This window comes from Zophobihabitans entericus, assembly GCF_011745665.1.
GTDB lineage: Bacteria > Pseudomonadota > Gammaproteobacteria > Enterobacterales > Orbaceae > Zophobihabitans > Zophobihabitans entericus.
The window spans coordinates 702932-714651 of sequence record NZ_CP050253.1 but is presented as its reverse complement, the minus strand read 5'-3'; the positions used below and the strand labels follow the sequence as shown (position 1 = coordinate 714651).

Below are 11720 nucleotides of genomic sequence, written 5' to 3'. Positions count from 1 at the left end.
TAGTGAGCTTTTCGTGATAACTATCACGATAAATGTAACAATTTCACAATAAAAATAGAGATTAAGTATAATTAATTTAGCATTTGCACATACCAACACGCAGGATTCTTTTTTATCATATTAAAGGGTCATAAGCTTACCGGATATTGTAATTACGTGGTTGTAGGTGATTATCTAAAAGGTCTCCATGTAGTAAAATTGATGATAAGTGAGCTCAACTTAGCTTTAAACGTTAAAAATGACTAAAAAAACCCATTAGCTTGCTAGTGGGTTTTCTTTTTTCGGGGAATAAATATGATTACTATAAACCTAAGAAGTTAATAACTTCAGGAATATAATTTTCAAATCCGGCAAAGCTATGGTTGCCACCTGACTCGATCGTTTGCCGACAAAGTGCGTAGTATTCAACAGCCTGCTGATATGGTAAAACTTCATCACCCGTTTGTGCCAAAAGCCAGATGAGATCTGGCGCTTCAATACGTGGTAGCTGTAATACCTGAAAATCATCCAGATGCTGATGGGTCAGTATGACTACTTCGCCCTGACGAGACTGATAAGGCTTATCCAGATATTCAATCAGGTATTCTGCCGGGTGAACTAAAGGATTGATAACAACGGCAGGTAGCATAAAACATTGTGATAACCACGTAGCATAGAAACCACCCAGTGAAGCCCCGATAATACCTATCTCTTCCCCGATACGATCAAACATTAACTCTTCCAGAAAGTGGGCAACTTGTTCAGGATAAAAAGGGAGTTGAGGAATCAGAAGTTCAATATCAGGACGATTTTCTGCTATCCATGTTTTCAATAATTCCGCTTTCTTAGCACCGGGAGAACTATCAAAACCATGCAAATAGAGTAATGTGGGCATTCACAAACCTTACTTAGGTGAAAAATTCATCGTATGCTACTCAATATAGCATATTTATCTTTAAAGAATAAAGAAACTATCCACGGCAAACTACCCCACCATTATATCCGGATGTTGCGTAACTGACCCTTCCGTCTGCAACGAACACAAAAAACCAGTAATTTGTTTTATGTAAATCTGATGTCCACAATGTAGGGGCACCCCATAATGAACCAGGATAATATACAGAAGACAATAATCCCCATTCACTCGCCAGACCTTCACCAATGCTACGTGTCATATAATTGGGGGCATATGGCCAATTCATTGGTGCTGTTTTAGCTGGGGAATTAGTCAGTTCTGCACGAGTTAATAAATTACTTTCTGCACCACATAAGGTCACTGCATTTGGATAAGTTGCAGACGTTCCAGTCGGAACAGCCCAAAGATTAATCTTAAAGGTATAATCATGAATATTTGAGCCACTTACAGCGCGAATTGTCACATTTCCTGCTGGCTTACTTTCAAGTACAACTGTGCCTGCACTATCCACAGTGACAGAACCAGCTGGAGAGGCATTTAATACACTAAAAGTATAAAAAGATGAACCACCTGACATGGCTAACTGAAAACGTGCTTTAGGAAATCCTGTCGTTGGGAACGTAGAAGAAGATACTGTTGGCACTGTTTTAAATCCGGCCACAGGGTCAAAATCAGCAGAATAGCCACCACCATCTACAGTGGCAACACCAGAATTCCACACCCAAGCACTACCATCAAATCCCATCCATTGCTGACTTGGTTGAACTATCAATTGATTTGGCTTGACTGAACAAATCCCCGTTGATGGATTAATTTCGTACTGTTTAGACAATGTGCCAAGATTATTAACACGCGAATCGCCATATTCTGATTTAACTGTCACATTATCTGCAACAATCATCAATTTAAACGGTGCTTCATATCCTGCACAACCAATACCTTTGCTGTAATCAGCAGGAGAAACAGTCCGACCTGCATTATCAATCCAGGTTATTGTTGGAATAGCAGGTAGAGATTCAACAGATCCCGTAGAAAGCTTCACATCACCATCGGAATCATAATAACTTTCATCATTTAATGATTGTGTCACAAACTCATCAAATCTTAAATCTTTTGATAATACCATCGGCACATTATTGAGGGCATCACTATAAAAAGTCGTGCCGCCATCAACACTAAAACTAAGATTATTCTCTGGAATATCTTGCAAGGTTGGTGCATGACCTTGAATAGTCATCGCTGTGCGAGCTTGTATAGCAGCAAAAGATGAAAAAGGGAGGCTAAACAATAAAAAAACCACAACATTGCCAGCTCGCAGAAAACTCATTAAAAAACCTTTATTCTATTTATTTATTAATAATCAGTTATTTTATCATGAAATGATATTTATTAAAGGTGAAAATACTTATTATCTTCATTTATTTCTTATAGTTATAATTAATAACAGAGACTGTAAACCTATAACTACAAGCTGAAAGAAAATATAAATTTGATGGTAAAACTGAAATTAAAAAAAAGGCGCCTCAAAGGCGCCTTTTTTAATTTAACAATTGAAATATCAATTATTTAATTTTAGCTTCTTTATAAACAACGTGCTGACGAACAACTGGATCGTATTTTTTGATTTCCATTTTTTCAGGCATTGTTCTTTTGTTTTTGCTAGTAGTATAAAAATGACCTGTACCAGCAGAAGAAACTAATTTAATTTTCTCACGTACACCTTTAGCCATGATTCAATTCCTTAGTATTTTTCGCCACGGGCACGAAGTTCAGCTAAAACTGCATCAATACCCTTTTTATCGATCGTGCGCATACCTTTAGCAGATACACGTAATTTTACAAAACGTTTTTCGCTCTCAACCCAGAAACGGTGAGATTGAAGATTTGGTAGGAAACGACGTTTAGTTGCGTTCATCGCATGAGAACGGTTGTTTCCAACTAAAGGTCCTTTGCCTGTAACCTGGCATACTCGTGACATGTCAATAATTCTCCAAAATATAAGCTTAAGCCCTGGGTGTGCAACGTGTGTTTACAACATAACCTCGTCAGGCTTACAAAGTTTATCTGTCAGGCTCGTAATGAGAAGATCTTCACAGACCATACAGACTTACTTCTCACATCTAACACCCAAATAATAAAGGTAGCGCAGTATACGCCCTTATAGTGATATTCTCAAGTGCATAATCAGGATTTTTTGAGAAGATGAATAAATTATAACCAATATTTACCCTTAAAGAACAGACTCAAGCTCATTAATTTGGTGTAAATCACAAAACACAAAAAGATAATCTACCCACTTAGCTGATTTTTTTCTCGTCTTTTGATATGATACTTCCTTATAAATTTTGTTTTTGGGGCTTTAGAATATGTCACAATGGGCAATGTCTTTCTGGGCAAAGACCTATTTCTCTTTGATCAATATACCAGTAAAATTGTTTGTCAGAAGTAAACCGATCCCGACAGAACCAGTTACTGAACTTGAGATCGATCCGGAAAATCCAATCCTGTACGTATTACCCTATAATTCAAAAATTGATTTGATGGTTGTTCGTTCGCTCTGTCAAAAATTTGACTTACCTGATCCTTTAGCCGGCATTCAGGTTGGCGATCAGCGTTTACCTGGATTCATTTTTATCGACAAAGGACCCGGAATTTTTGCTTCCCCAAAACAAAAACAACGTGCCATTGAAACACTTGAAACCTATTTAAAACTCCATCAGGCAGATGCATCCTTAAATATCCAATTATTACCAGTTTCAGTTATGTTTGGACGCGAGCCGGATAAAGAAGGCAAAAAGAAGCCGACCTTACAGGTATTAAGTGGTACACGTAAATTCTTTAAAATGATTACGTCTGGACGTGACTGCTTTACCCGTTTTTCTAAAACCGTCTCTTTCCAAAAGATTACCCATACAGAAGAAGATATTCAGGCCTTAGCCCATAAACTGGCTCGGGTAGCGCGCATTCATTTTACTAAACAGCGCAGCGCAGCAGTGGGGCCAACTCTACCCAATCGTCAGGCGATGTTTGCTAAACTTATTCGTTCTGCGTCATTGACCGAAGCTATTAATGAAGAAGCAAAGAGCAAAAATATCTCGGTTGAGAAGGCACAAAAAAGCGCTCTATCGATGCTCAATGAAATTGCAGCAAACTTTACTTATATGACGCTCCGGATGACTAACTTCGTCCTGACATGGGCGTGGAGCCGTCTGTATCAGGGCTTAAAAGTCCGAAATGCTGACCCGGTACGTGAGCTGGCACAAAACGGTCATGAAATTGTCTATGCACCTTGTCACCGCAGTCACATGGACTACTTATTACTCTCTTATGTCCTTTATCGTCAGGGTTTAGTTCCGCCTCATATTGCAGCTGGTATTAATTTAAACTTCTGGCCAGCAGGTCCTATTTTCCGCCGTTTAGGTGCGTTCTTTATTCGTCGCTCATTTAGAGGTAATAAACTTTACACGGCAGTGTTCAGAGAATATTTAGCTGAGCTATTTATTCGTGGTTACTCAGTGGAATATTTTATTGAAGGTGGTCGTTCCCGTACCGGTCGTTTACTCGATCCTAAAACCGGTATGCTGATGATGACGATTCAAACTATGCTGCGTGGTGATCCAAGACCAATTACTATTGTTCCGGTTTATATCGGGTACGAACACGTTTTAGAAGTCGCAACTTATGCCAATGAACTGCGTGGTGCGGCTAAACAAAAAGAGAGCTTATGGCAAACAATTAAAGCATTCTTTAAGCTTAAAAAATTAGGTTACGGTTATGTGAACTTTGGTGAGCCTGTTCCTATTAATCAGTTTTTAAATACTCATGTACCTGAGTGGCGCGATTCAATCGACCCAACTGAACCACAGCGCCCAAGCTGGTTAACACCAACGACCAATCAGTTAGCCCTTGAACTAATGCAAAAGATTAACCGTTCTGCGGCAGTAAATGCCATGAATCTTTGTGCATCAATTCTGCTGGCTTCGCAACATAAAGCATTAACTAAACCTTTGCTAATTGAGCAACTTGGTCATTATCTGGAAATTCTCCGTTCAGTGCCTTACTCAAATCTGGTGACTATTCCGGAGCGTAGCCCTGAATATATGTTTGAACACGCCAGAGGTATGGATAAATTTATTATCACTACTGATGAAGCAGGCGAGATTATCAGCCTGTCACCAGAACAAGCCGTTCTGATGACTTATTATCGCAATAACATTCAACATTTAATGATTATCCCGTCATTAATTATGCGATTAATCATTAGTCATCAAACGATTACTCGTACGCAAATTATTGAACAGGTACAACAGTTATTCCCACTGATTAAAGCTGAACTTTTTATTTATCATAATGACGAAGAACTAGTCATTTACATCAATAACCTGATTGAGACCTTTATTAAGTTATCATTGATTAGTGAAACCGAAGGTTCATTATCTGTTCTGAATAATAAAATGGTGAGTATGCAGTTACTTTCTTCTAACGCGAATGAAACACTGCAGCGTTATACCATTGCGATTTCATTGCTACGCAAAGATCCAACCATTAGTCGCGTCGAGCTAGAAAAAGAAAGTCGCCTGATTGCTGAGCGCCTGTCTCTTTTACACGGTATCAATGCACCAGAATTCTTTGATAAAGGTGTATTTGCAACACTGGTCTCAACACTCAGAGAACAAGGTTACCTGAATGATAAAGACGAAGGAATTCACGAGAAAATTCAATCTATGTATGATATTTTAAAACCACTTATTCCAGCTGATGTCATGCAGACTATTGCCAAAATTAAAAATGATTAAAAGATAAAGTTGCGCGACAGAGTCGCGCATTTTGTTTTTTAGTGTGGCGATATTGACGGAGACCATATTGTAGAGGTCTTAGCGAATCCTCGAGCGGGTGCCTCTGCGGTATGGTAGGCCGTCAAACCCACGGAATAGGCAACATTGACAAAACATTGCGCACGGGCGGCGCAGTCCGCCCTGGAATCAATGCTAACAACAGACAACGACACAAAGAAACACGCGAACGGGGCGTGCTCCCCGCCAAAACCCAACTACTACCCTACCAACTCAGGAAACAAAAAGAATCCCAATAAAGAGCACAGCACCAACATAATTATTATTCAAAAACGCCTTAAAACATGCTTTAGGTTCGCGCCGGGCAATAAGTTTCTGTTGATACACAAAAAAACCACCAGCAATAAGCACTGCCAGATAGTAATACCAGACAAACTGATGCAGCCAGCCAATCACACAAAATAAGACTAATGTTAACAGCTGTAATAGCCCTATGATTAACTTATCGTTCTGACCAAATAAGATTGCCGTTGATTTCACGCCAATTTTCAAGTCATCTTCCCGATCAACCATCGCATATTGCGTATCATAAGCGATCGTCCAGCTGATATTTGCTAAAAACAGCAACCAACAAGTTAATGGTAATGAGTTAATACTTGCCGCATATGCCATCGGTATTCCCCAGCTGAACGCAACACCAAGTACCAACTGTGGTAAATGAGTATAACGCTTCATAAACGGATAAACGACTGCAACAACGACAGCAAATAAGGAAAGTAAAATAGTAAAACGATTAAGTGTGAGTACCAGTAAAAAAGCCAGTACAATTAACCCTAAAAAGAGTAACTTACACTGCTTAGTCGTCACTAACTTATTGGGTAAAGGACGAGATTTAGTGCGCTCAACATGACCGTCAAAATCACGATCAGCAAAGTCGTTCACGACGCACCCGGCAGCTCGCATAATAAACACACCCAGCACAAACACTACAACCAGATGCACTGATGGTGTACCGGCTAACCAAAGAGCCCACAGTGTTGGCCACAAAAGCAGTAACGCACCGATAGGTTTATCAAGACGCATTAGCTGACAACAAGCAAAAAGTGTTTTATTCATTTGGATTAAGATAAAATTGAACCAATAGTTCACGATTATAGAAGAGCAAACAAGGATTGCCAAACATCTATTTGGCTGCACTTGAAAATAATTCTCAAAAAGGGCATACATCTTGATCAATTTCGGATAGAATCTGTCAATCTTTTCTCGGTTACTATGGAGATACAATGAAAATAGCAAAAGATGCAGTGGTAAGCCTTGCTTATCAAGTTCGTACAAAGGACGGAGTTTTAGTTGACGAAGCAACAGCGGTTGCACCACTAGAATATTTACATGGCCATAACTCTCTAATCTCTGGTTTAGAAAAAGCATTAGAAGGCCACGTTGCTGGTGACAAATTTGATGTAGAAATTCCATCTGCTGAAGCTTATGGTGATTTCAATGATGCACTTGTACAAAACGTACCGAAAAACGTTTTCGTTGGTGTTGATGAATTATCTGTAGGTATGCGCTTTTTAGCTGATACCGACCAGGGTCCGGTACCAGTTGAAATTACTGCAATTGATGGTGATATGGTCACTGTTGATGGTAACCATATGCTGGCAGGTCAGGATCTTAAATTCAACGTAGAAGTTATCGCACTTCGTGAAGCAACAGCAGAAGAAATCGCTCATGGCCATATTCATGGACATGGCGGTCATCATCACGATCATGAAGGATGCTGTGGTGGACATGGTCACGATGACGAGCATGAATGCTGTGGTGGCCACGGTCATAGTCATGACGAAGATGACGGTTGCTGCGGTGGCGGTGGTCGTGGCGGTTGTGGCTGTCACTAATTTATTACGTGCACTGAATAAACAAAAAGACCGCTTATTGCGGTCTTTTTTATTTCTTTAATTATGCGTTACTTTTAAGTGTTGCTCTTCAGACAAACACTCTGTTTTATTTCGTCAAATAAACCAGACAATAACTACTTATTTACTTCCTGCTGATTGATTTAAAATAACCGCGTTGTCCACTAATGCTTTTAATGTATCAGCCACTTTATTATAACCGTCCTGACTATTTAGCAGAATTTGCTGACGGCCTGACATCTGACCATTAATATAAATAGCCGGAATAGTTTGCACCTGATATTCGCTGGTTGTTTTTAATCCTTGTTCGATCGCCTGAGTTACGCGATCAGAAAAGTAGATTTTTTCAATTTCTGCGCGATCTATCCCCTGGCCTTCTAACCAGTTCAGCATCGCTGTTGCATCATCAAGTTTTTGTTTCTCTTCATGAATCGCTTTATATAATAGTGGCAGTATATATTGCTCTGTTTGCTGATCATAGAAAGACAAAGTATAAAAAGTCCGGGCATACTCAATCCAGCGGTCACGACGCGGTATAGCAATACGTGTAAAAATAACATCGTCAGATTTTTGCTCTAACCATTTTTCCAGCTGCGGCTCAACCATCGCGCAATATGGACAACCATAAGAGAAGAACTCAACAACTTCAACCTTTTGTCCCATTTCTAAAGGTGCACTAATACGCGTAACATAATCTTCACCTTCCACCGGCTGATTTTGTGCCATAACAGTGCCCGTGAATAAAAACAGGCTCACAATTAAAATAACAATTTTCTTCATAACTTATCGTCCCGATTATTAATCAATTCCAATTTCATTAAACAGTTATGCAAAAAACAGCACATAACCAGCCTGTATTGTCCACGCAACTGCCAGACCATAAAACAGTAATTTCCCACGCTTTGGATAAATTTTCATATCATGTAAGGTATGTAAAATTCGATGCAAAGCACACCAAATCGGCAATACAACCATGGCGAATAAGAATAATTTACTTAACGGATACTGAACTAAACGCAGTAAATGTGTCAATACACCGGCATCTGCAAATGGGATCACAAATCCAACAATCACAATCATCACCGGAGCAAAAATAGCTGCCCACATACCACCTGCACTAAACAGTCCCCAAAATAGTGGTTCATTTGAACGTTTTGCTTGCTCTTCCATATTCACTCCTAACGAACCACAATCATAAATAACACCACAGAGGCAACAATCGTCAATATCCACAAAGCCATGATAGGAATAAGCGCAGGTAATTTACGATCTTTAACCACCACATTCATCGCTTTTGGCGCCAGATTAAACCAGGTAATTGAGTGATATAAAGCCGCCAGCAAAGTAATAGCATTAATAGCGATCACCACCGGATGACGCACAAAAAAGATGAAATTATAAAACTCATCCGTATTGATCGTGGTTAAACCATAAAGGATTAATAAACTAAACCAGATCATCAAAACAGAAGTTGACTCACGTAAAATATATTTACGATAAACAGCCATTTTTTGCCACCATGTTGCCGGCATCTCCGGCTGATAAGGCTTACGATAGGAAGACTTTTCATCCTGCGGTTCAATATTCATATTCTTTCACTATTCAGAGTTCATTTTAAATTTTGCAATCAGCATATCCTTTGCGCTTTCTACTTTACCAAGTTGAATAGCTGCCGCGGGATCAACATGTTTTGGACACACTGTTGAACAATACCCCACAAAAGTACATCGCCATACACCGTCTTCTTTATTCAGCTCAGGCATACGCTGCGCTTTGCCATTATCACGACTATCTAAATTATAGCGCATAGCCAGCGCGATCGCTGCCGGGCCAAGAAATTCAGGATTGAGCCCAAATTGCGGACAGGCTGAATAGCATAAGCCACAATTAATACACTGAGAAAACTGTTGATATTTCACCAGTAAGGCCGGAATTTGATTATTCATTCCCTCTTTGACTGATGAATCGTCGTTTATAATATAAGGTTTAATCGCTTCAAGGCTTCGCATAAAGTGCGCCATATCAACCACGAGGTCTCGCTCAATAGGAAAATGAGATAACGGTGCAAACTTAATTTCATCCTGATAGTTACGAATAAAGGTCTTACAAGCCAGTTTTGGCACACCATTCACCATCAACCCGCAGGAACCACAAATCGCCATACGACAAGAGCTACGATAAACCAGATCCATTGATAAATTTTCTTTGATGTAATTCAGAACATCAAGTACCGAAGTCGTGTCATCATAAGCAATATTATCAAAAGACTGAAAGTGCGGCTTCTCATCATATTCAGGATGATAACGAAGAATCGATACTTTGATCGTTTTCATTATGCCTGCTCCTGTTGTTCTTTATCACCATAAGCACGCGTTGCGGGTGGGAGCTTAGTGATCACAACATCCTGATACTGAATCTGTGGCGATGCATTTTCTCGATAAAACGCTAAACTGTGTTTAAGATAGTTTTGATCATCTCTGGCCTGACAGTCTTCGTCCTGACGCTGGTGTGCACCTCTGGACTCTATACGTAAAATGGCCGCAGCAACCATCGCCTCAGCAACCAGCAGACTTTGTTCTAACTCTAAAACTGCAAAAAGTTCAGTATTGTAGACATGGGATTTATCACTTAATGAGACACGTTGCAAACGCTGTTTTAGCTCACTTAATTTATTCAAAGCATTTTGCATCGCAACCTGATTACGATAAACACCGCAATCCCTGTCCATCGTTATTCCCATCTCTTCACGAATTTTCACCCAGCTTTCTGAACTTTGTGGGCGATTCATTAGTTCAGCTAAATGATTTTCAACTTTGTTTGCTTCTTGTTTACTATCAACCAGTTCACAGCATTTAGCATAACCGGCGGCGGCATCCCCTACTATTCGACCAAAAACCAGTAGCTCAGATAAAGAGTTAGAACCTAAACGATTAGCACCATGCAAGCCTACTGACGAGCACTCACCAACAGCAAATAAACCTTTTAAGTTAGTTTCTCCTTTAAGATTGGTCGCAATACCACCCATCGTATAATGAGCCGTCGGCCTGACAGGCACCGGTTCATACACCGGATCAACACCAACATACGCTTTTGCCAGTTCACGAATAAATGGCAAACGCTGTTTAATTTTTTCTTCACCTAAATGGCGCAAATCCAGATAAACCACATCACCTTTTGAGGTCTGGGCTGTGCGCCCTTTTTGACTTTCATGCCAAAAAGCCTGTGAAAGTTTATCCCTTGGTCCCAGTTCCATATAACGATTCTTTGGCTCACCCAGCGGGGTTTCTGGTCCTAAATCATAATCCTGCAGGTAGCGATAACCGTCTTTATTTATCAGAATACCACCCTCACCCCGGCAACCTTCAGTCATTAGAATTCCAGACCCGGGCAAACCGGTTGGATGAAACTGCACAAACTCCATATCCCGCAGCGGTACACCATGTTTATAGGCCATCGCCATCCCATCACCGGTTACAATAGTGCCGTTAGTATTGTACTGATAAACGCGCCCGGCCCCACCTGTCGCTAAAATCACAGACTTAGCCTGAATATGTACTAGTTTACCTTCCAACATATCTATCGCAATAAGTCCTATAACTTGCTGATCTTTAACTAATAGATCAAGGACAAAATACTCATCTAATCGGTTGATATTATTGTATTTCATGGAAGTCTGAAATAAGGTATGCAGCATATGGAAACCGGTTTTATCAGCCGCAAACCAGGTTCTTTGAATCTTCATGCCACCAAAACGGCGAACATTAACAAAACCGTCTGGCTTTCTGGCCCATGGGCATCCCCAGCGTTCCATTTGTGCAAGTTCTAAAGGTGCGTGTTTAACAAAATAATCCACCACGTCTTGATCGCACAGCCAGTCACCACCAGATACGGTGTCATAAAAATGAAAATCGGTGCTGTCTTCGTCAAGGATAACACCAGCAGCACCGCCTTCGGCAGCGACGGTATGACTACGCATCGGATACACTTTAGATAACAGCGTGACGCTTAGGGTAGGATCAGCTTCTGCTGCTGCAATGGCTGCACGTAGTCCGGCACCACCACCGCCAACAATAGCAATATCCGTATTCAGTATTTGCATTCCAAACCCTTTGCTGTTGA

12 protein-coding genes are annotated in these 11720 nt (G+C 40.3%); 2 read left to right on the top strand and 10 right to left on the bottom strand.

Going from position 1 to position 11720, the window contains the following annotated elements; all coding sequences use genetic code 11:
- Positions 1–301 precede the first annotated feature (301 nt).
- The 4 genes from yqiA to rpmB form a co-directional block, all read right to left on the bottom strand.
- Positions 302–874, bottom strand: a complete 573-nt coding sequence (gene yqiA, locus IPMB12_RS03270; protein WP_166914921.1) for an esterase YqiA — start codon at positions 872–874, stop codon at positions 302–304.
- Between the two features lie 76 nt (positions 875–950).
- Complete coding sequence (locus IPMB12_RS03265) at positions 951–2222, bottom strand: hypothetical protein (RefSeq protein ID WP_166914919.1); 1272 nt, start codon at positions 2220–2222, stop codon at positions 951–953.
- Between the two features lie 235 nt (positions 2223–2457).
- Complete coding sequence (rpmG, locus tag IPMB12_RS03260) at positions 2458–2625, bottom strand: 50S ribosomal protein L33 (RefSeq protein ID WP_121145092.1); 168 nt, start codon at positions 2623–2625, stop codon at positions 2458–2460.
- Positions 2626–2636: 11 nt separating this feature from the next.
- On the bottom strand, positions 2637–2873 hold the full coding sequence (rpmB, locus tag IPMB12_RS03255) for a 50S ribosomal protein L28 (RefSeq protein ID WP_166914917.1): 237 nt from the start codon (positions 2871–2873) through the stop codon (positions 2637–2639).
- A gap of 388 nt (positions 2874–3261) precedes the next feature.
- On the opposite strand from rpmB, the gene plsB reads away from it, so the two are divergent.
- On the top strand, positions 3262–5691 hold the full coding sequence (gene plsB, locus IPMB12_RS03250; protein ID WP_166914914.1) for a glycerol-3-phosphate 1-O-acyltransferase PlsB: 2430 nt from the start codon (positions 3262–3264) through the stop codon (positions 5689–5691).
- 270 nt (positions 5692–5961) lie between these two features.
- On the opposite strand, the gene ubiA is transcribed toward plsB, so the two are convergent.
- A complete protein-coding gene (ubiA, locus tag IPMB12_RS03245) occupies positions 5962–6804 on the bottom strand; it encodes a 4-hydroxybenzoate octaprenyltransferase (RefSeq protein WP_166914912.1) in 843 nt (280 codons plus the stop codon).
- A 167-nt stretch (positions 6805–6971) separates the two neighbouring features.
- Here ubiA and slyD point away from each other — a divergent pair, with 167 nt between their 5' ends.
- The gene (gene slyD / locus IPMB12_RS03240; RefSeq protein ID WP_166914910.1) at positions 6972–7583 is read left to right on the top strand and encodes a peptidylprolyl isomerase; all 612 of its coding nucleotides are present in this window, start codon (positions 6972–6974) and stop codon (positions 7581–7583) included.
- Positions 7584–7721: 138 nt separating this feature from the next.
- Here slyD and IPMB12_RS03235 read toward each other — a convergent pair whose 3' ends face one another.
- Genes IPMB12_RS03235 through frdA form a run of 5 tightly spaced genes read right to left on the bottom strand, consistent with a single transcriptional unit; the run spans position 7722 to position 11700 of the window.
- Complete coding sequence (locus IPMB12_RS03235) at positions 7722–8381, bottom strand: thiol:disulfide interchange protein DsbA/DsbL (protein ID WP_166914908.1); 660 nt, start codon at positions 8379–8381, stop codon at positions 7722–7724.
- Between the two features lie 45 nt (positions 8382–8426).
- Entirely contained in the window at positions 8427–8771 is a 345-nt protein-coding gene (gene frdD, locus IPMB12_RS03230) for a fumarate reductase subunit FrdD (RefSeq protein ID WP_166914906.1), read from the bottom strand.
- 8 nt (positions 8772–8779) lie between these two features.
- Positions 8780–9190, bottom strand: a complete 411-nt coding sequence (locus IPMB12_RS03225) for a fumarate reductase subunit C (RefSeq protein WP_166914904.1) — start codon at positions 9188–9190, stop codon at positions 8780–8782.
- A 9-nt stretch (positions 9191–9199) separates the two neighbouring features.
- Positions 9200–9934 carry a succinate dehydrogenase/fumarate reductase iron-sulfur subunit gene (locus tag IPMB12_RS03220; protein ID WP_166914902.1) on the bottom strand — a complete coding sequence of 245 codons (735 nt, stop codon included), beginning with the start codon at positions 9932–9934 and terminating at the stop codon, positions 9200–9202.
- Positions 9934–11700, bottom strand: coding sequence for a fumarate reductase (quinol) flavoprotein subunit (gene frdA, locus IPMB12_RS03215; protein ID WP_166914900.1), 1767 nt, complete (start codon positions 11698–11700; stop codon positions 9934–9936). Before frdA ends, IPMB12_RS03220 begins: the two co-directional genes overlap by 1 nt.
- Positions 11701–11720 lie beyond the last annotated feature (20 nt).

Coding starts and splice junctions, on each gene's coding strand:
- yqiA (WP_166914921.1), bottom strand. CDS start 874: ATGCCCACATTACTCTATTTGCATGGTTTTGATAGTTCTCCCGGTGCT.
- IPMB12_RS03265 (WP_166914919.1), bottom strand. CDS start 2,222: ATGAGTTTTCTGCGAGCTGGCAATGTTGTGGTTTTTTTATTGTTTAGC.
- rpmG (WP_121145092.1), bottom strand. CDS start 2,625: ATGGCTAAAGGTGTACGTGAGAAAATTAAATTAGTTTCTTCTGCTGGT.
- rpmB (WP_166914917.1), bottom strand. CDS start 2,873: ATGTCACGAGTATGCCAGGTTACAGGCAAAGGACCTTTAGTTGGAAAC.
- plsB (WP_166914914.1), top strand. CDS start 3,262: ATGTCACAATGGGCAATGTCTTTCTGGGCAAAGACCTATTTCTCTTTG.
- ubiA (WP_166914912.1), bottom strand. CDS start 6,804: ATGAATAAAACACTTTTTGCTTGTTGTCAGCTAATGCGTCTTGATAAA.
- slyD (WP_166914910.1), top strand. CDS start 6,972: ATGAAAATAGCAAAAGATGCAGTGGTAAGCCTTGCTTATCAAGTTCGT.
- IPMB12_RS03235 (WP_166914908.1), bottom strand. CDS start 8,381: ATGAAGAAAATTGTTATTTTAATTGTGAGCCTGTTTTTATTCACGGGC.
- frdD (WP_166914906.1), bottom strand. CDS start 8,771: ATGGAAGAGCAAGCAAAACGTTCAAATGAACCACTATTTTGGGGACTG.
- IPMB12_RS03225 (WP_166914904.1), bottom strand. CDS start 9,190: ATGAATATTGAACCGCAGGATGAAAAGTCTTCCTATCGTAAGCCTTAT.
- IPMB12_RS03220 (WP_166914902.1), bottom strand. CDS start 9,934: ATGAAAACGATCAAAGTATCGATTCTTCGTTATCATCCTGAATATGAT.
- frdA (WP_166914900.1), bottom strand. CDS start 11,700: ATGCAAATACTGAATACGGATATTGCTATTGTTGGCGGTGGTGGTGCC.